Genomic DNA, 19,705 nt, shown 5'->3' with positions numbered 1-19,705 from the left:
GGTGGACAAGCCTCCGGCGTTGTCCACCCTACGAGGCTCTTGGCGCACGACGCATGGCCGACGATCAAGAGAACCGAGCAGGTTCGAAGGAGCAGCGATGAAACGACGCACACTCGTGCTGGCCGGCCTGGGCGCCGGTGGACTGCTGGCCGCCGCCTGGCTGCGCCCAGGGGATCGCGGGCAGCCGCACGATGCCTACTTTCAGGCGCTGAACCAGGAGCTCAAGGCCAACGGACCGATGCGCCCGGCCATGCTGATCGACCTCGATCGCCTCGACCACAATATCGAGGTGGTGCGCCAGTTCCTCGCTCGTAGCGGCAAGCAGCTGCGCCTGGTGGAGAAATCGCTGCCGTCGCCCGGTCTGCTGCGCTATATCGGCGAGCGCATCGGCACCCGCAAGCTGATGGCCTTCCACCAGCCGTTCCTCAATCACGATGCGCGGCAGTTCCCCGAGGCCGACATCCTGCTCGGCAAGCCACTGCCGGTACGCTCGGCGCAGCTGTTCTACCAGCAGCACAGCGGCCCCTTAGATCCGGCGAAGCAGCTGCAGTGGCTGATCGATACGCCCGAGCGCCTGCAGCAATACCTGGCGCTGGCCCAGGGGCTGGGCACGCGGCTACGCATCAACATCGAGCTGGATGTGGGCCTGCATCGCGGCGGCGTGAGCGATACGCAGGTGCTGGGGCAGTTGCTGCAGCTGATCGCGGATAACCCGCAGCAGCTGGAGTTCGCCGGCTTCATGGGGTACGACCCCTTCGTCGGCATGAACCTGCCTTCGGTGCTCGGCAGCCAGGACGAACTGCTGGCCAAGGTCATGGCGCTGTACCAGGGCTATGTCGACTTCACTCGCCAGCGCTTCCCGGCGCTGTGGCATGACGGCCTGACCCTGAACACCGCCGGCAGCCCCAGCTACCGGGCTCACGAGCAGGAGCGGTTGAGTAGCGAGGTGGCCATCGGTACCGGCCTGCTCAAGCCCAGCCACTACGACCTGCCGTCGCTGGCCGAGCATCAGCCCGCGCTGTACATCGCCACGCCGGTGCTCAAGCGCACGGGCGCGCTGCGCATTCCGGCACTGGACGAGAAGTCACGGTTGTTCGCCTGGTGGGACGTCAACCAGCGCGAGACCTTCTTCATTTACGGCGGCAACTGGCAGGCCGACCTGGCCTCGCCGGCCGGCCTGCAATTGAGCGGCCTTTACGGGCGCAGCTCGAACCAGGAGCTGGTCAACGGCTCGCCGGCGGTGGGCCTGGCGGTGGATGATCAGGTGTTTCTACGGCCGACCCAGAGCGAGGCGGTGCTGCTGCAGTTCGGTGATCTGCTGGCCGTGCGCGGCGGCAAGATCGTCGAACGGTGGCCGGTGTATCAGGAATAGGTCCTCCCCTTTCCCTATGGGAGAGGGGCCGGGGGTGAGGGACTCTCCGTCTGCTCCGAGCTGCCTGCAAAGCCCTCACCCTACGCGGGCCGCCCTAACCCTCTCCCAGGGGGAGAGGGAGTTTGTCCGAGGTGTCGACGAGTTACGGGCTCGAATCCAACACCAATTCAGCCCCCTCTCCCTCTGGGAGAGGCTCGGGGTGAGGGGCCGTCAGTCCGCTAGGACTCCTGAGCAATCCGCTGCTTCGCCGTGCGCGGCGTCACCCCGGTCCAGCGCTTGAAGGCGCGGCGGAAGTTGCGCACGTCGCTGAAGCCGGTCTCGCTGGCCACGTCGATCAGCCGGCTGTCGCGGTGGCTGAGCAGGGCCAGGGCTTTGGCCCGGCGCACGGAGTCGACGATGCCGTGATAGGACAGCCCGGCCTCGTCGATGCGCCGGCGCAGGGTGCGTTCGCCGAGGTTAAGCTGCTGCGCCAGTTCGGCCAGTTGCGGTGGGCGGCACAGGCTCTTGCGCACCTCGCGCTGGATGGTCTCGATCAGGTCGGAGCTGCCGTGCTGCTCCCAGCGCGCGCTGTCCAGCAGCTCGGCGATCTCGGCGGCCACGTAGTCGTCGCGGGTCGGTAGCGGCAGCTCCAGCCAGCTTGCGTCGAAGGTGATCAGGTTGTGTCCGGCACCGAACTTCAGCGGGCAGCGGAACAGCTCCGCATAGCGTTGCCAGTGCGGCGGGCGCGGGTATTCCAGTTCGATGCGGTCGATGACCAGGTCTTGGCCGGACAGGTGGCGCACGATGGCCTGGGCGCTGGCGAAGGCTTCCTCCAGATAGAACACCGCCACCTCGGGATCGAAGAAGCGCGTGCTGGCGAACACCAGGCAGCGGCCGTTGCGCACTTCCATCTCGCAGTCGAGCAGGGCGCCGGTGTGGCGCTGGTAGCGGATGGCCAGGTCCAGCGCCTCGCCCAGGGTCGGGCTGGCCATCATGGCCATGCCCACCAGGCCCCAGGACACGGCGGTCTGCCGGCTACCGACGGCCAGGCCCAGGCCGCTGTCGTCCAGGCTGTGCAGGGCGCGGCGCACCAGCAGATAGCTCTGCCGGTAGGACAGGCGATAGTCGGGCTTCTTCAGGTCGTCCGGCTCGAAGCCCAGGCCACGGCACAGCATGGCCGGGTCGCGGCCGACGGCGGCCACATGCTGCAGCAGGAAGCGGGAAATCTGCGGCGGGGCCGAGGCCTCCGAGTAGCGCGGATCGGCGATGGGTTTCATGGACACGCTCCCTGCAGGGACGTCGTAGAGCGGCGGCGGGCGCCTGTTCTTGTTGTTATGCGCTGCCCGGTCGGGAGCAGCGCTTGCATAGTTAGCACGGTGCCAGTGGGTGGCGCCACTGTTGCCCCGGTAGGTCACCCGTAGGGTGGATCACGCTTCATCGATCCACCGGGTGGCGATCCACCGGGCGGCGATCCGTCGGGCGGCGATCCACCGGGTAGCGGCCCGCGCGGGACCAGTGGTGGATGAGCAGAGCGTCATCCACCCTACGGTCTGCTTAGGCGGCATGGCGTAGGGCGGGTGAAACCCGCGTTGGTCATGTCGTGCATACGCGAGTTTCACCCGCCCGACTCAATAGGCGCCCAGTTCGGCGGCCTGCTGGCCGGCCGCATGGCTGCTGGCGGCGCGGGCCTGGTCCTGGCGCAGGCGCTGGCCGGCGATCAGGCGCACCCACCAGGGCACCTTCTTCACCGCGCCGCCGCCCAAGCGCGCCAGTACGTAGGCCATGGCGCATTTCTCGAACAGCTCGGCGTTGAACAGCATGCGGTTGCGCGTCACGCCCAGGGCCAGCAGGCGGCCTTCCAATGGCCCAGCGTTGCCGCCGCCGGCCAGCAGCTTGGGAAGCTGCTCGCTGCTGGCGGGTGCCCAGGAGCGGCCGATATGCCGCGCCTGTTCGTCGAACACCGAGGGCATGGCCTCGCCGAGCTGCTGCAGTTGCAGGCTCCAGCGCGGGCTGAGCAGCGCCGCCGCACCGATGTCGCCGCGCAGGCGATAGAGCCGTGCGTGCAGGCCAGCCACGCCATCCTCGCCCTGGCCCAGTTCGACCTCGCGCGGCGCCTCTCCGTAGACCTGCAGCAGGATGCGCCCGGTGCCGGGCAGCAGCAGCGAGAGACTGTCGCCGGCGTCGTTGAACAGGCCCTTGGCGGCCAGGCGCTGGCTGGCCTGGTGCAGCTCGTCGTGCAGGCTCATACCAGTTTGAACACGTCTTCGAAGCGGTTCAGCGCCTCGTCGATGATCTCGTCGCTGTCGGCCGCGCTGGTGTACATGCGGCTGCCGGCCAGGGTCACCAGGCCGTGGGCCATGTAGGCGGCGCCCATCTCCTCCATCATGTGCTTGCGCGGGTTGACCTCGCGCAGCAGCTGGATCGGGTTGCGCACGTTGAGCAGCAGCACGCCGGAGGTCTGCAGGTGCACCACCGAGCCCTGGTTGTAGACCACGTAGGGCAGGCCCAGGCGTTCGATGATCTGGCCCAGACCGGCGGTCAGGCGGTCGCCGGCGCGGCCGGCGATGGCCGGGGCGTTGCGTCGCTCGATCTCCAGCAGGCTGTGGTAGCCAGCCACACAGGACAGCGGGTTGGCGGTCAGGGTGCCGCCGACGAAGGCGCGTTTGGTCTGCTTGCCGCCGATGCCGCCGGCCAGCAGCATCATCACCTCGCGGCGCCCGCCGATGCCGCCGGCCATGGGATAGCCGCCGGTCAGGCACTTGCCGAAGATGGTCAGGTCCGGGCGCACGTTGAAGTAGCCCTGGGCACCGGACAGGCCGACGCGGAAGCCGCTGACCACTTCGTCGAAGATCAGCAGCGCGCCGAACTCGTCGCACAGCTTGCGCAGGTTGGCGTTGAACTCGCGGTGCGCCGGACGGGTGCCGCTCTCCGGACCGAGCGGTTCGACGATGATCGCCGCGGTGCCGCCGCACAGGCGGTTGATCTGCAGGCGCCGGCGGATGGCGGCGAGGTCGTTGGGGAAGCTCTCCTGGGTGTGCGAAGTGGCGCCGCGCGGGATGCCAATGGCCTCGCGCCGGCCGGTGCCGGGGATGCGCATGCCGTACACCAGCTGGTCGCTCCAGCCGTGGTAGGCGCCGCCGATCTTGATCACCCATTTCTTGCCGGTGTAGGCGCGGGCCAGGCGGATGGCGCCCATCACCGACTCGGTGCCGGAGGAGAGCATGCGGAACATCTCCACCGAGGGCACCATGCGGCACACCAGCTCGGCCAGCTTGACCTCGTACTCGTGCAACAGGCCGGTGACCGGGCCGCACTCGCGCAAGGTCTCGATGACCTTCTCCTGCACCACCGGGTCGTTGCTGCCGAGCAGGGTCGGGCCGCCGGCCTGGAGGAAGTCGATGTAACGGTTGCCGTCGACGTCCTCCAGGTGCGCGCCCTGGGCACTCTTCATCGCCAGCGGGAAGGGGTAGTTGAACGCCAGGTTGTGCTGCACGCCGCCGGGGATCACCGCGCCGGCCTTCTCTGCCAGGCGCCTGGAGCCCTGGCACTGCTGGTCGAAATAGCCGAGCACCTTGTCCATGTGTTCGCGGCGGATCGGCCGGATCGGCTGCTTGATCAGCGTCTTCAGGCGCGCGTCGATGGCGTCGGTATCCGGCCAGTGGCTGATGCCGGAGGTGCTGTTCAAGTCGGTGGAGGCGTTCATCGCAGGTCCTCTTCTAGGAATTCGAGCGTCTGTCGGTACAGGCGGTTGTCGGGTTGCTCGGCCAGGGCGCGGCGGAACCAGGCGATGGCTTCCTGCTCCAGCAGCCGCACCACGGTGCAGGCATCTTCCAGGGTGGCGCCGAGGCAGACGGCGCCGTGGTTGCGCATCAGGTAGGCGTTGAGGTCGGCGCCCACGCGCTTGCCGACATTGCTGGCCAGCCAGCTGGTGCCGGACGGTGCATAGGCGCACATCGGTACCTCGGCGCCGATCAGCCGGCGCGCCTCGGCACCGTGCATCGGCAATGGTCGGTCGAGCAGGGTGAAGGCGCTGGCCACCGGCTGGTGGGTATGCACGCTGGCCATGCAGTCCGGCCGCGCCTGCAGCGCGCGGGCGTGCAGGCCGCTTTCCACCGAAGGTTTGCCATGGCCGGAAAGCTGGCTCAGGTCGTCCAGACGCAGCACGCAGATATCGTCCGCGCTCATCGTGTAGTAGTCGCTGGCCGAGGGCGTGACGGCGAAACGCTCGGCGTCGATGCGCAACGCCAGGTTGCCGCCGACACCGGCCAGGTAGCCCTGGTCGGCCAGGGCGACGGCGGTGCGCACCACCGCCTCGCGGGCTTCGCGCTCGTTCATCGTGGGTCTCCATGGAGCTTGGCGTAGAAGGGCGCCAGCGCCTTGTGCGCGGCGCGGAAGGTGGCGTAGCTGTCGGTGTAGCGCTGGCGGTGCGCGGCCTGCGGCTCGAAGCGGCGGCGAATGGCGACCCGCTCGGCGAGATCGGAAAACTTCAGTGCGCCGATGCCGACTCCGGCAAGGAACGCGGCGCCGCGGGCATTGGCCTGGATCGGCTGCTCGGGCTGCAGCACGGTCATGTCCAGCACGTCGGCGAAGACCTGGCTCCATACATCTGACTGGCCGCCGCCACCGACCAGGGTGATGGTGTCCGGCCGGGTGCCGAGGAAGCTGCGCACCGACTCCATCATCCAGCGGGTGTTGAGCGCCACGCCCTCGAGGAAGGCGCGCACCATGTCTTCGCGGGCGTGCTCCAGGCTCAGGTTGAGCAGGCCGGCGCGCAGACGCGCGTCGTCCACCGGGGTACGTTCGCCCATCAGCCAGGGCAGGTAGAGCAGGCCGCGGGCACCGGCCGGCACGCCGGCGGCGATCTCGTCGAGGATGCGGTAGACGTCCGGCCCGGCCTCGTTCTGCAGCAGGGCATCCCTGGCGTAGAGGATGCGGTCGCGCAGGAAGCTGAGGTTGGCGCCGGCGGCGGACTGCATGGCCATCATCAGGTAGCGATCGGGCAGGGCGCAGGGCACGGCGGCGATCTGCCGGAACACGTCGGTCTTCTTCTTCGCCACATGGGCGCCGATCCACGACGAGGTGCCGACGTACAGGTGCAGGGCATTGTCCGCCACCGCCCCGGAGCCCAGCGCCGATGCGGTGTTGTCCACCGCGCCGGCCACCACCGGCAGGTTGGTGGGCAGGCCGAGCTTCTGCGCTACGGCCGGGCGCAGGGTGCCGAGGATATCGCTGCAACGCACTAGCTCCGGCAGCTGTTCGCGGCTCAGCCCGGCCAGGCGCAGCAGGCCGTCGTCGTAGCGAATGTTGGCTGGATCGCGGTTGTCGGTGACCCAGGTGGTCAGTGCCGAGTCCACGGTGGCGGCGATGCGCCCGGTCAGGCGCAGGTTCATGAAGTCGAGGACGTTGAGGAACTTGGCGGTACGCGCGTACAGCTCGGGCATTTCATCGCGGATGAAGGCGATATGGCCGAACGGGTCCTTGCCGGACAGCGCCGGCGCGCCGCCGGTCAGACGCAGCCAGCGCCAAAGCTTGAGCGGGTCGTAGCCGGCCACGCGCGGCAGGGCGCCGCCGACCTGACGCTGCACGGCGGCCTGGCCGCGCATGTCCATGTACAGCATGGCGCGGGCCAGCGGATTGCCGTCGCGGTCCACCGGCAGGGTGCCTTCGCCCTGGCAGGAGCAGGCCAGCGCGACTATGTTCGAGCGGTCGATCTCGGGGCGCTGCAGCACTTCGGCGGCGCTCTCCTCGAAGGCGCGCCACCAGTCTTCCGGGCACTGCTCGACGCCGGCGCCGGGCAACAGGTGGTTGCTCACCGCGCGGAAGGCGAAGGCGCGCACGCGGCCATCCAGGCCGACCAGGGCGGTCTTGCAGCCGGAGCTGCCGAGGTCCACGGCCAGTACCAGCTCAGTCACGTTTTTTGCCTCGTTTGCATCGGCCTCTTCCCATTCCGCGAGAGTCGCGCTAAAACATAAGCATTGCTCATGTTTTTCCGAGAATGCTGTGGCCAACAAAACCTTGTCAAGCACCCCCGTGGTGAAACCCAAAGCACCTCGCGCTCCCAAGCAGGAGCGTAGCCAGGCGCGCTTCGAGTCGATCCTCAAGGTCGCCCTGGAGCTGATCGCCGCGCGTGGCTACGAGGCGGTGTCGATGCGCGAGATCGCCCGCGAGGCCGGCCTGCCGATCGCCTCGCTGTACCTGTACTTCCCGACCAAGCTGGCCATCGTCAAGGAGGTCTGGCAGCGCTACACCAGTAGCGTCAGCGAGCGTCTGGAAGAGGATCTCAAGCGGATCGTCGACCCGGCCAACAGCGCCGATGCCGGCCTGCTGATCGAACGCCTGATTGACCTGATGGTGGAGATCCAGATCAGCCATCCGGGATTCGTCGAGGTATGGGGCTGCGTGGCCGCGGCACCGGAGCTGCGCGAGCTGAACCAGGCCGACACCCTGGCCACCGCGGGCATGGTTGCCACGGCGATTCTCAGCGCTCATCCGAATGTCGATCCGGAGCAGGCCGAGGGCCTGGCGCTGGTGCTGTGCGAGGGCGGCAGCTCGGTGACCAAGCTGGCCCTGACCCTGCCGGCCGAGCAGCGCCAGCAGCGGGTGCAGCAGCTCAAACGCACCCTGCAGTTCATCTACACCAGCAGCCTCGAGGCCTTTGCCCGGCAGGCGTAATGAGCACTGCGCGCAGTGCCGCACGGCACCTGTGTAGAAATGTTTCAAGGGCCCTTTCGGCGTCTGTTTTTGTCCGCCTCGGCCCCATGGAGGTTTTTCCAAGTCGGCTAGTTTCGCCACATCACCGCTAGGGGACAGCAGCATGTCGCATAACAAGAGCAAGATAGCGCTGGCAGTCGGAATAGGAATCTGGGGGATGCAGGCCCTGGCGTTCGAGATCGATACCGGGCCCAATGTCACCACGTCGCTGGAGAGCGTCGCCGAGTTCACCTCGGTGTACCGCACCAGTTCGCCCGAGCGCATCGAGCGCGGTGGGCAGAACATCTTCACCAACAACAACGACGGCAGCGAGTACTACGACACCGGCTTCGTCTCCAACGAATTCAAGCTGACCTCCGAGCTACACGTGCGCACCGAGCAGGACGGCCTGTTCATGCGCGGTACCGCCTGGTACGACACCCAGATCATGGATCACGATCCCAGCGGCGACGGCTTCGAGACCCACAACACCGACAGCGACGAGCGCTACCCCTCGGACCTGGAAAACCGCGCCGGCCACCGCGCGCGCCTGCTCGACGCCTACCTCTACACCAACCGCTACGTCGGCGAGATGCCGTACAGCCTGCGGTTCGGGCGCCAGGTGATCAACTGGGGGGAGGGCATCTACTACGCCGACGGCATCAACGTGATCAACCCGGTGGACATCGGCCGCGTGGTGCTGCCCAACGCCAGCCTCAAGGACGCGCTGCTGCCGACCAACATGATCTCCGGCCAGCTGGGCCTGACCGATGCGCTCAATGTCGAGGCCTTCTATGGCCTGGAGTGGAAGGGCCACGAGCTGATCCCCACCGGCGCCTTCCTCAACAACCAGGACTACTTCGGCAAGGGCAGCAACGGCGTGCTGGTCGACCTGCGCAACGAGCTGGGCCCGCTGGCCGACCTGGTGCCAGGCCTCAACGGCGAGAACGGCATCGTCGCCGGTGCCCGCTACGGCAAGGAGCATGACGCCCGCGACGACGGCCAGTTCGGCGTCGCCATGCGCTATATGGTGGAGGAGTGGAACAACACCGAGTTCAGCCTCTACTACCTCAACTACCACAGCAAGGTGCCGTTCCTGCGCATCCAGAAGGGCCAGTCCATGGCCTGTAGCGCCGGTAGCGGCGGCAATTTCAGTGACCTGTGCAGCCTGGCCCAGGCGCTCGACCCGGCCTCGGTGCCGCTGGTGGACGGCCTGGCCCTGCTCGACAGCACCTACTACGACTTCATCTACCCCGAAGACATCCGCCTGTTCGGCCTCAGCGTGTCCGGCACGGTCGGTGACACCAGCGTCGCCGGCGAGCTGACCTATCGGCCCAACGCGCCGCTGGAACCCTCGATGATCTACGAGCTGGAGAGCATGGCCGAAGGCGCCCTCGGCGCTGGCGGGGCCAGCGGCGGCAGCATTGACCTCGGCGAGTTCGGCGACGGCTCGGCCAACGACCCGCGCCGCAGCATCGACTTGTACAAGCGCCACGAGCTGTATACCGCCTCGGTCTCCACCATCCACACCTTCGGCCCCACCGCCGGCCTGGACGACCTGATCATGCTCGCCGAGGTGGCCTTCAACCATGTGCCGGGCAGCCTGCTCGACACGGTCAACTACGACTACCTGGACTCCTTCGCCTGGGGCTACACGGTGAACTTCTCCGGCCTGCTGCAGGACGTGCAGCCCAACTTCGACCTGATGCCGGGGCTGACCTTCCGCCAGGACGTGTCCGGTACCTCGCCCTCGCTCAACGAGAACTTCGTCCAGGGGCGCAAGTCCGCCACCCTCGAACTGGGCGCCAAGTACGGCCAGAAGCTGGCCGGCAAGCTGGCCTACACCTCGTTCTGGGGCGCGCGCAAGGACAACGCGCTGATCGACCGCGACCACGTCGCGCTCAACGTCTCCTATTCCTTCTGATGGCAGGGATCACCATGACCAGAACAGCATTTACCTCCGTCCTGCTCTCCCTCGGTCTGCTGCTGCCCCTGGCGGCTCAGGCCAAGGTGAGTGCCGAGCAGGCGGCGCAACTCGACGGCGCGCTGACCCCCTTCGGCGGCGAGCGCCAGGGCGATGCGGCCAAGGGCATTCCCGAGTGGGGCGCTGGCCTGCAGGCGCCGGCCGGCTATGGCGGCCCGGGCAGCTTCCATGTCGATCCCTATGCCGATGAGAAGCCGCTGCGGATCATCGACGCGCAGAACATGGCGGCCGAGGAGGCCAACCTGAGTGACGGGGTCAAGGCGTTGCTCAAGACCTACCCGCAGACCTTCAAGCTGCCGGTCTATCCCAGCCACCGCAGCCTCGTGGCGCCCAGTGAGATCATCGCCAACACCCGGCGCAATGCCGAGCAGGCGACCCTGGCCGCCGGCGGCAACGGCCTGCTCAACGCCTACGCCGGCATTCCCTTCCCGATTCCGGCGGACGGTCGCGAGGCGATCTGGAACCACATCGCCCGCTGGCAGGGGCGCTACCAGGACGAGGTGTCGGTGACCGCCCAGGTCACCACCAGCGGCAGCTACTCGATCCTGCGCGAGCGCATCCAGCTGCTGTCCAACTACTACAACCCGAAGAAGGATGCCGGCAGCCTCGACAACATCCTGTACTTCTTCGCCAGCGAGCTGCTGCCGCCATCCCGCGACGTGGGCCGTGCGCTGCTGGTGCACGAGACCATCGACCAGGTCGCCGAGCCACGTTCGGCGTGGATCTACAACCCCGGCCAGCGCCGCGTGCGCCGCGCGCCGACCCTGGCCTACGACACGCCGATCGACGGTATCTACGCCGACGACACCGACATGTACAACGGCGCCACCGATCGCTACGACTGGAAGCTGATCGGCAAGCAGAGCCTGCTGGTGCCCTACCACAACTACGCCATGGAAAAGCCGGGGCGCAAGGTGGATGAGCTGGTCAAACCGGGCCACCTGAACAGCGACCTGACCCGCTGGGAAATGCACCGCGTGTGGGTGGTCGAGGCGACCCTGCGCCAGGGCCAGCGCCACGTGCATGCCAAGCGCCGCTTCTACCTCGACGAGGACAGCTGGTACGCCCTGATGGTGGAGAACTACGACGCCCGCGGCGAGCTGTGGCACGTCAACCTGGCGTTCAGCAAGAACGCCTACGAGGTGCCCAACATCACCCCGGTGAACCTGGTCTACCACGACTTGATCGCCCGCAGCTACACGGTGATCGGCCTGCGCAACAACGAGAAGGCGCCGCGCCAGTTCCTCCTCACGCCGCCGCCGGAAAACTACTTCACCCCGGCCAGTCTGCGCCGCAAGGGTACGCAGTAAGGTTCTCGAAGGGACCTGTAGGAGCGAGCTCTGCTCGCGAAGTCATGCACTGAAGCGTTCGCGCAGAGCTCGCTCCTACCAGAGTCACCGTCGCTACAGCACTTCCACCTTGGGGGTTCGGGCTTGCGGCCTCGCCGCAGGGCGGAGCTTTGCCGCCGCAAAACCGGACGACCGAGAAACCCACCGGCTGAGTTCAAGCCACCGATTGCAGTTCATGCAAGAGCCTTTGGCTCGAGGTGCTGAAACATGAAAACAAGGAGAATCGCCACACTGCTGCTCGCGTTCCTGGGCAGCGTCCTGTCCCTGGCCGTCCAGGCCTACAGCGACAACTACCTGATCGGCGTCGGCAAGTACGATGTCACCGGCGCCGCCGCCGAGGTCGGCATGATGGGCTATGCCGACCCCGCGCAGAAAAGCAGCGGCATCCACAACCGTCAGTACGCCCGCGCCTACATCATCGCCCAGCCCAACGGCGGGCCCGCCGTGGTGTTCGTCAACGTCGACGCCGGTGCGCTGTTCCAGTCGGTCAACCAGGCGGTGGTCGAGCGCCTGCGCCAGCGTTTCGGCGAGCGCTACACCGAGCAGAACGTGGTGCTTAGCGCCACTCATACCCACGGCGCGGCCGGCGGCCAGTCGCACTACGCGCTGTACAACGTGACCATCCTCGGCTTCATCAAGGAGAACTTCGAGGCCCAGGTGGGCGGCATAGTCGCGGCCATCGCCGAGGCCCACGCCAACCTGCGTCCCGGCCACGTGCTGGTCAATCGCGGCGAGCTGAGCAATGCCAGCATCAACCGCTCGCAGGCCGCCTACGACAACAACCCGGCCGAGGAGCGGGCGCGCTACGGCAGCTCGATCGACCCGGAGATGCTGGTGCTGCGCCTGCGCCAGGGCAACCGCGACGCCGGCATGATCAGCTGGTTCGCCGTGCATCCGGTGTCGATGAACAAGAGCAACACCCTGCTCACCAGTGACAACAAGGGCCGCGCCGAATGGCGCTTCGAGGAGCTGGCCAAGGCCCAGGGCAACCCGGACTTCGTCGCGTCCTTCGCCCAGAGCAACCACGCCGACACCACGCCCAATCTCAACCTGGACGGTACCGGGCCGACCCAGGACCAATTCCGCAACACCGAGATCATCGGCGACCGCCAGTTCGACAAGGCGCTGGCGCTGTACCAGGGCGCCACTGTGCAGCTGACCGGCGCCGTCGACTTCCGCCAGCAGTACAACGACTTCTCCAAGATCCGCGTGCGTCCCCAGTTCGGTGGCGGCCAGGAGCGGCAGACCTGCAACGCCGCGCTGGGCTACGCCTTCGCCGCCGGCACCGAGGACGGCCGTGGCCTGGAGGATGTCGACGAGGGCACGGTGGAGACCAACCCGCTGCTCAACCTGATCACCCAGACCATCACCCCGCCGACCGCGGCGGATATCGCCTGCCAGGCGCCCAAGCCGATCATCCTGCAGCAGAGCGCGTTCAAGCCCTATCCCTGGAGCCCCGAGGTGCTGCCGGCGTCGATCCTGCGCATCGGTCAGTTCGCCCTGCTGGCGGTGCCCGGGGAGTTCACCGTGATGTCCGGCCGGCGCCTGCGCGAGACGGTGCGCGGGGTGCTCGGCAACGACCAACTGCTGGTGGTGGCCGGACTGTCCAACGCCTATTCCGGCTATGTCACCACCGCCGAGGAGTACGACAAGCAGCACTACGAGGGTGGCTCCACCCACTTCGGCCGCTGGACCCTGGCCGCCTACCAGCAGGTGTTCCACGACATGGCCGTGGCCCTGCGCGACCAGCAGGCGGTGATCAGCACCCTGGTGCCGCGTGACCTGCGCAACGACCAGCACAACTTCGTCACCGGGGTGGTCTACGACAACCCGCCGCTGGGCAAGCGCTTCGGTCAGGTGGTGACGGACGCCAACGCCCAGTACCGCATCGGCGACACGGCCCAGGCGGTGTTCTGGACCGGCCACCCGCGCAACAACCTGCGCCCCGAGGGCACCTTCCTCGAGGTGCAGCGCAAGGTCAACGGCGCCTGGCAGGTGGTGGCCCGCGACAACGACTGGAGCACCCAGTACCACTGGCTGCGCAAGGACGGCTTCTGGGGCACCTCGCATGCCACCGTGCGCTGGACCATTCCCGCCGGTACGCCGGCCGGCGAGTATCGCCTGGTGCATTACGGCGACAGCAAGGCGCCGGTGACCGGCCGGATCAGCGCTTTCTCCGGCGCCAGCCGCAGTTTCACCGTGCAGTAGTCCGCCACCGGGCCGCTGCGCCGGCCCTGGTAGTGACGAGCCGCCGCGAAACCCGCAGAATGGCCACTTTCGCCCCGCCGCCACGGCGGCCGGGGCCTTCGTCGGTCTTTCGGGTCTTGTTCTGAACTATGCGAATGCGGCTGTTGTTGCTGGGAGGGGGTAATGCCCTGGGTCAGGCGCTGGTGCGCCAGGGTGCCGAGGAAGACATCGGCTTCCTCGCCCCGCGTCCGCCGGAAGGCGGCTGGGACCGGGCCAGCCTCACCCAGTTGCTCGACGAGACCCGCCCCGACGCGCTGATCAACCTGGCCTACTACTTCGACTGGTTCCAGGCCGAGGGCTTCGACGAGCGCCGCTTCGCGCCCCAGGAGCGGGCCATGGAGCGTCTGGCCGAACTCTGTCAGCACCACAACATCCTGCTGCTGCAGCCCTCCAGCTACCGGGTATTCGACGGCTCGCGGGCCACCGCCTACAGCGAGAAGGACGAACCGGTGCCCCTGGGCCTGCGTGGCCAGGCCCTGCTGCGTATCGAGCAGTGCGTGCGCGCCACCTGCCCGCGCCACGTTCTGCTGCGCTTCGGCTGGCTGCTGGACGATAGTCCGGAGGGCCTGCTCGGCCGCTTCCTGCGCCGCGCCGAGCTTGAGCAGGAGCTGTTCATGGCCGACGACCGCCGTGGCAACCCGACCCTGGTCGACGACGCCGCGCGGGTCATCCTCGCCGTGCTCAAGCAGCTGGACTGCCAGAGCCCGCTATGGGGCATCTATCACTACGGAGGCCACGAGGCGACCACGCCGCTGGCCCTGGGCCAGGCAGTGATCGGCGAGGTGCGCGGCTTGCACCCGCTCAAGGTGCAGGAAGTTGGCCCCCAGGCCCACGCCGCCCGCAGCGACGCCGCCGACGAGCCGCAGCACGCGGTGCTGGCCTGCAAGAAGATCCTGCATACCTTCGGCATCAAGCCGCGGGCCTGGCGCGCCGGCTTGCCGGCGCTGCTCGACCGCTACTATCGCCACGCCTGAAGCGCCCTAGAGAACCCCATGTCCGATTCCCTGATCCTGGTCACCGGCGGCGCCGGCTTCATCGGTTCCCACCTCTGCGACGCCCTGCTGGCCGCCGGCCACCGGGTGCGTGTGCTGGACAACCTGTCCACCGGCAAGCGCAGCAACCTGGCCCTGGACAATCCGCGTCTGGAGCTGATCGAGGGCGATGCCGCCGACGCCGCTCTGGTGCGCCGTGCCGTGGCCGGTTGCAGCGCGGTGGCGCACCTGGCCGCGGTGGCCTCGGTGCAGGCTTCGGTGGACGATCCGGTGAGCACTCACCAGAGCAACTTCGTCGCCACCCTGAATATCTGCGAGGCCATGCGCGAGGCCGGCGTGCGCCGGGTGGTGTTCGCCTCCAGCGCCGCCGTGTACGGCAACAACGGCGAGGGCGTGGCGGTGGCCGAAGACACGCCCAAGGCGCCGCTCACGCCCTATGCCGCGGACAAGCTGGCCAGCGAGTTCTACCTGGATTTCTACCGTCGCCAGCACGGCCTGGAGCCGGCGATCTTTCGCTTCTTCAATATCTTCGGCCCGCGCCAGGATCCCTCGTCGCCCTATTCCGGGGTGATCAGCATCTTTACCGAGCGCGCCCTGGCCGGCAGTCCGATCAGCGTGTTCGGCGATGGTGAGCAGACCCGCGACTTCTTCTACATCGCCGACCTGGTGCCACTGCTGGTGCAGGCCCTGAACCAAGATGCGGTGGAGCCTGGGGCTGTGAACGTCGGCCACAACCAGTCGGTCAGCCTCAATCAGCTGCTGGCCGCCGTGCGCCAGGTGCTCGGCAGCCTGCCCGAGGTCACTTATGGCGCGGCGCGCCCCGGCGATATCCGTCATTCGAAGGCCGACAACAGCCTGCTGCGCCAGCGTTATCAGCTGGCGCCGGCCACGCCGCTGGCGGAAGGCCTGGCACAGCTGCTCGGACGCTGAGTAGGGCGGGTGAAACCCGCGCCATGTACTCTCGCGGGTTTCACCCGCCCTACGAAAAAGCCCCGCGAATGCGGGGCTTTTTTGCTGGTGCCAGTCGAGGACTCAGAATTTGTAGCCGAGACCAATCATGTACACGAACGGATCGACGTCCACATCCACCTCGACCTCGCGGCCGCCGAAGCTGGTGCTGCCCTGGGTGTCGATGTCGATGTAGCGCACCTGGGCGTTGACCATCACGTTGTCGGTCAGCATGTAGTCCATGCCCACCTGGGCGGCTAGGCCCCAGGAGTCGTCCAGGTCGAGGCCGCTGAAGCCCTTGTCCTCGGCCTCGCTGCTCAGCTTGGTGTCGAAGAACCAGGTGTAGTTGATGCCGGCGCCGACATAGGGCTGGAAGGCCGAGGCGGTGTCCAGCGGGTAGTACACCACGCTCAGGGTCGGCGGCAGGTGCTTGAGCTCGCCGAGCTTGCCGTTGAGGCCGGCGAAGGCGCCGGGCATGCCCTTGACGCCGACGTCGTGGCTGAACGGGGTGGCAGCCAGCAGTTCGACGCCGACGTGGTCGGTGACCATATAGGCGAAGTTCAGGCCCAGCTGGGTGTCGCTGTCCAGGGTGGCCTTGGTGCCGGCCACGTCGGTGCCGAGCGCGCCGACCCAGATGTCGCTGCTGCTTTCGTGCGGGTCGACGGTGACGGCGCCGGCACGGAGGATGATGTCGCCGGCCTGGTGGGCCTGGGCCAGCGGGGCGGCCAGGGCGAGGGCCAGCAGGGAAGTGGCGAACAGGGATTTATGCATGGTGGGCTCCGGGGAGTCAGCAGTTCGTATTGGCTGACTGTCATGCTACGGAGCCCGCGCGGGCGCTTGTTGATCTGGCTCAATGGCCGCGCACCTCGGGGTGCGACGGCCTGTCGCACTACATCTCGTAGGCGTAGATCTTCTCCGCGGTCATCTTGTAGCCGGCGCTGCCCATCTCGCTGTCGGTGGCCTCGACCTTGAGCGGCCCCTCGATCCAGAAGGGCTGGTACAGGGCGTCCATCTGCACGCCCAGCTCGCTGGTGACATGCACGATCTGGTTGGATGGCGGTGGCGGCACGTGGATGCAGGCGCCGAAATAGGGCACGAAGAGGAACTCCGTCACCCGGCCTTCTTCGGTCACGTCCAGCGGCACGATGTAGCCGGGCAGCTTGACCTGCTGGTTGTCCAGCGCCTGCACCACCGGTGCGTCCGGCGCCGATTGCTGGGCCGCCGGGCCGCTCTCGGCGGCCAGGGCATCGGCCAGCTGCGACAGGTCGTGCATCGGCGCCTGCTGTGGCGCCTGTGGCGGTGCGTCTTCCGGAATCAGCTCGCTCCAGGTCAGCTCGCGGGGCTCTGCTGCCCACAACGGAGTGGCGACGGCGAGCAGCAGGGCGAACAACAGATGACGCATGGGCAACCTCATAGACGAATGGACAGGCCGTCGGCCAGCGACTGCCGGTAGGCGCGCCAGGCCGGCACGGCGCCCATCAGCAGGGCGGCGCCCAGAATAGCGCCGAGCAGGCTCCACTCATAGGCGCTGGGCAGCGCCAGCGGCAGGTACAGGCCGTATTGCGCCTGCACCCAACCCTGGCTGGCGGCGATGCCGCCATACAGCAGGCCCAGGCCCAGCGCGGCGCCGGCCACGGCCAGCACCAGGGCCTCCAGCACCAGCAGCCCGGCGATATGCCAGGGCCGCGCGCCCACCGAACGCAGGATGGCCATCTCGCGGCGGCGTTCGTTGAGGCTGGTGAGGATGGCGGTGAGCATGCCGATCAGGCCGGTCAGCACGACGAACAGCGAGACCACGAACAGCGCCTTCTCCGCCGTGCCCATCAGGCTCCACAGCTCCTGCAGGGCCACGCCGGGGAGGATCGCCAGCAGCGGTTCGCCACGGAATTCGTTGACCTGACGCTGCACGGCGAAGGTGGCGACCTTGCTCTTCAGCCCCAACAGCACGGCGGTGATCGCCTTGGGCTGCAGGTGCATGCCGCGCGCCTGCTCGGCGGAGACCTTGGCGTTGCCGCGGGCCGGCATGCCGTTCTGCCAGTCGACGTGCAGCGCCTCCATGCCCTCCAGCGAGATGTGCAGGGTGCGGTCCACCGGTGTGCCGGTGCGGGCGAGAATGCCGACCACGGTGAAGGGCTTGTCGTCGTGCTGGGTCAGGCTGACGGTGGCGACGCCGTGGGCCAGGACGATCTGGTCGCCCAGCTTGTACTTCAGCGCCTCGGCCACTTCGGCGCCGAGCACCACCTCGAACAGGTCGGCGAACGGCTTGCCCTGGGCCAGCTGCAGCGGCTGGGCGCGGCCGTAGCGATAGTGCTCGAAGTAGCCGGGGGCGGTACCCAGCACCCGGTAGCCGCGGTGCGAGTCGCCCAGCGACAGCGGGATGGCCCACTTCACCTGCGGGTGTTTGGCCAGGGTCTCGAAGCTGTCCCAGCGGATATTGTTGGTGGCGTTGCCGATGCGGAACACCGAGTACAGCAGCAGGTTCACCGAGCCGGAACGGGCGCCGACGATCAGGTCGGTGCCGCTGATGGTGCTGGCGAAGCTGGCGCGGGCCTCGGTGCGCACGCGCTCGACGGCCAGCAGCAGGCACACCGAGAGGGCGATGGCGAACACCGTGAGCAGCGCGGTGAAGCGGCGGTTGGCCAGGCTGGCCAGAGCGATGCGCAGTAGGTGCATGTCAGACCTCCACCGGCTTGCTGGCGCGGTTCAGCTCGGCCAGCGAGACGCTGCGGTCGAACAGCGGCGCCAGGCTCTGGTCGTGGCTGACGAACAGCAGGCTGGCGCCGGCCGCGCGGCACTCGGCGAACAGCAACTGCAGGAAGGCCTCGCGGGCGTCATGGTCCAGCGCCGAAGTGGGCTCATCGGCGATCACCAGTTCTGGCTGGCCGATCAGCGCACGGGCGGCGGCGACCCGTTGCTGCTGGCCGATGGACAGGCTGTCGGCGCGGCGCTCCAGCAACTCGGCCTTGAGTCCCAGGTGTTCGAGCAGCTGCGCGGCGGCACCGTCGACGCTGCCGTGGCGCTCCGCGGCCCGATGCGCGCGGCTCTGGGAGAAGCGGCAGGGCAGCTCGACGTTCTCGCGCACCGAGAGGAACGGTAGCAGGTTGAACTGCTGGAAGATGTAGCCGGTGTGGTCGACGCGGAAGCGATCGCGGGCGCCGGAGGACAGCGTCGCCAGCTCCTGGCCGAGCAACTTGAGGCTGCCGCGGCCGGGCTTCTGCACGCCACCGAGCAGGCCGAGCAGGGTAGTCTTGCCGCTGCCGCTGGGGCCCTTGAGGAACAGGCTCTCACCACGTTGCAGGGTGAAGGCGGGGATATCCAGCAGCTCGGCCTGGCCGGGCCAGGCGAAGCCGAGGTCGTTGAGTTCGATCAGTGCGTCGGGCATGGGCGATTCGCGCGTCGGAGAGGACGACAGCTTAAAGGCAATAAGAAGGACGGCGCACCCGGCAGGTGCGCCGCGATGTGTCAGAAGCTCAGGCGCGAGCTCTTCGGCGTCAGCTCGGCGCCCTGTTGGCCGCTCGGGCCGATCAGTTGCACTTCCAGTTTCTCGGTGCCGGGAAAGGTGCCGAAGAAGCTGCCCAGCTCCAGGGTCTGCAGTGCCTCGGCGTTGGCGCAGGCGAAGCGGTAGCTGGCGTCGATATCGCTGTGGCCGTGCTCGTCGGCATGCTCCTGTTCCTCATGTTCGCGGCCGCCAAACAGCGGGCTGTCCAGCTCGCTTTTCTGCAGCGCGCACTTGGCCTCGATCGGCAGCGCGAACAGTGCCTGCGGCTGCTTCAGGTGCTTGCGGGCGGTGGCGACCTTGGCCTTGTCGGCATCGCTCTTGGCCTCGTGCTCGAAGCCGACCAAGTTCATCGCTGGGCTCTCCAGCTGGATCTCCAGGGTCTGGCCGTCCAGCGCCACATTGAGGCTGGCCACGCCGTGCTCATGCACGCCGAGGCTGCCATGTTCTTCATGGGCATGATCGTGGTCGTGCACATGTTCATGGCTGTCGGCCTGGGCGATGGACAGCGGCAGCAGGGCGAAGGGCAGGGCGAGCAGGGTGCGGCGCATGGGGCAAACTCCGGCGATCAATTGTTAGGTTATGTTGTAACACTTAATCGATGCAATTGGCCAGCCTCGGCATGCATGGCAGCATGGAGGCCTGATG

General features: G+C 67.7%; 17 protein-coding genes. 7 read left to right on the top strand and 10 right to left on the bottom strand.

Annotated elements, in window-relative coordinates:
• Positions 1-160: 160 nt before the first annotated feature.
• Complete coding sequence (locus tag N7607_RS20085; protein ID WP_279867820.1) at positions 161-1,372, top strand: DSD1 family PLP-dependent enzyme; 1,212 nt, start codon at positions 161-163, stop codon at positions 1,370-1,372.
• 218 nt (positions 1,373-1,590) lie between these two features.
• On the opposite strand, the gene N7607_RS20080 is transcribed toward N7607_RS20085, so the two are convergent.
• The 5 genes from N7607_RS20080 to N7607_RS20060 form a co-directional block, all read right to left on the bottom strand.
• Positions 1,591-2,628 carry an AraC family transcriptional regulator gene (locus N7607_RS20080; protein WP_279867725.1) on the bottom strand — a complete coding sequence of 346 codons (1,038 nt, stop codon included), beginning with the start codon at positions 2,626-2,628 and terminating at the stop codon, positions 1,591-1,593.
• 351 nt (positions 2,629-2,979) lie between these two features.
• Positions 2,980-3,597, bottom strand: coding sequence for a hypothetical protein (locus N7607_RS20075; RefSeq protein WP_279867726.1), 618 nt, complete (start codon positions 3,595-3,597; stop codon positions 2,980-2,982).
• A complete protein-coding gene (locus tag N7607_RS20070) occupies positions 3,594-5,054 on the bottom strand; it encodes an aminotransferase class III-fold pyridoxal phosphate-dependent enzyme (protein ID WP_279867728.1) in 1,461 nt (486 codons plus the stop codon). Before N7607_RS20070 ends, N7607_RS20075 begins: the two co-directional genes overlap by 4 nt.
• Complete coding sequence (locus N7607_RS20065) at positions 5,051-5,686, bottom strand: class II aldolase/adducin family protein (protein ID WP_279867729.1); 636 nt, start codon at positions 5,684-5,686, stop codon at positions 5,051-5,053. The genes N7607_RS20070 and N7607_RS20065 overlap by 4 nt, the downstream gene beginning before the upstream one ends.
• Complete coding sequence (locus tag N7607_RS20060; protein WP_279867731.1) at positions 5,683-7,263, bottom strand: FGGY-family carbohydrate kinase; 1,581 nt, start codon at positions 7,261-7,263, stop codon at positions 5,683-5,685. Before N7607_RS20060 ends, N7607_RS20065 begins: the two co-directional genes overlap by 4 nt.
• 121 nt (positions 7,264-7,384) lie before the next feature.
• On the opposite strand from N7607_RS20060, the gene N7607_RS20055 reads away from it, so the two are divergent.
• From N7607_RS20055 to N7607_RS20030, 6 genes are all read left to right on the top strand, one after another.
• A complete protein-coding gene (locus tag N7607_RS20055) occupies positions 7,385-8,023 on the top strand; it encodes a TetR/AcrR family transcriptional regulator (RefSeq protein ID WP_279867733.1) in 639 nt (212 codons plus the stop codon).
• 142 nt (positions 8,024-8,165) lie between these two features.
• Positions 8,166-9,965, top strand: a complete 1,800-nt coding sequence (locus tag N7607_RS20050) for a DUF1302 domain-containing protein (RefSeq protein WP_279867735.1) — start codon at positions 8,166-8,168, stop codon at positions 9,963-9,965.
• A gap of 14 nt (positions 9,966-9,979) precedes the next feature.
• Positions 9,980-11,335: a DUF1329 domain-containing protein gene (locus N7607_RS20045; protein ID WP_279867736.1), complete on the top strand. Its 1,356-nt coding sequence runs from the start codon at positions 9,980-9,982 to the stop codon at positions 11,333-11,335.
• A 246-nt stretch (positions 11,336-11,581) separates the two neighbouring features.
• Positions 11,582-13,582 (top strand): neutral/alkaline ceramidase, encoded by a 2,001-nt coding sequence (locus tag N7607_RS20040; RefSeq protein ID WP_279867737.1) that lies wholly within the window; start codon positions 11,582-11,584, stop codon positions 13,580-13,582.
• Positions 13,583-13,710: 128 nt separating this feature from the next.
• Positions 13,711-14,595 (top strand): sugar nucleotide-binding protein, encoded by an 885-nt coding sequence (locus N7607_RS20035; protein WP_279867738.1) that lies wholly within the window; start codon positions 13,711-13,713, stop codon positions 14,593-14,595.
• Positions 14,596-14,613: 18 nt separating this feature from the next.
• Positions 14,614-15,543 (top strand): NAD-dependent epimerase/dehydratase family protein, encoded by a 930-nt coding sequence (locus N7607_RS20030; RefSeq protein ID WP_279867740.1) that lies wholly within the window; start codon positions 14,614-14,616, stop codon positions 15,541-15,543.
• Between the two features lie 102 nt (positions 15,544-15,645).
• On the opposite strand, the gene N7607_RS20025 is transcribed toward N7607_RS20030, so the two are convergent.
• From N7607_RS20025 to N7607_RS20005, 5 genes are all read right to left on the bottom strand, one after another.
• Complete coding sequence (locus N7607_RS20025) at positions 15,646-16,332, bottom strand: OmpW family outer membrane protein (protein ID WP_279867743.1); 687 nt, start codon at positions 16,330-16,332, stop codon at positions 15,646-15,648.
• Positions 16,333-16,450: 118 nt separating this feature from the next.
• Positions 16,451-16,963: a DUF3299 domain-containing protein gene (locus N7607_RS20020; protein WP_279867745.1), complete on the bottom strand. Its 513-nt coding sequence runs from the start codon at positions 16,961-16,963 to the stop codon at positions 16,451-16,453.
• Between the two features lie 8 nt (positions 16,964-16,971).
• A complete protein-coding gene (locus tag N7607_RS20015; protein ID WP_279867747.1) occupies positions 16,972-18,234 on the bottom strand; it encodes an ABC transporter permease in 1,263 nt (420 codons plus the stop codon).
• A 1-nt stretch (position 18,235) separates the two neighbouring features.
• Positions 18,236-18,943, bottom strand: coding sequence for an ABC transporter ATP-binding protein (locus N7607_RS20010; RefSeq protein ID WP_279867748.1), 708 nt, complete (start codon positions 18,941-18,943; stop codon positions 18,236-18,238).
• Between the two features lie 80 nt (positions 18,944-19,023).
• Positions 19,024-19,608, bottom strand: coding sequence for a DUF2796 domain-containing protein (locus N7607_RS20005; RefSeq protein WP_279867749.1), 585 nt, complete (start codon positions 19,606-19,608; stop codon positions 19,024-19,026).
• Positions 19,609-19,705: the final 97 nt, after the last annotated feature.

Origin of the sequence: Pseudomonas sp. GD04019 (assembly GCF_029837695.1) — a bacterium.
Taxonomy (GTDB): Bacteria; Pseudomonadota; Gammaproteobacteria; order Pseudomonadales; family Pseudomonadaceae; genus Aquipseudomonas.
The sequence above is the reverse complement of the archived record's forward strand: the minus strand, read 5'-3'. Positions and strand labels throughout refer to the sequence as shown.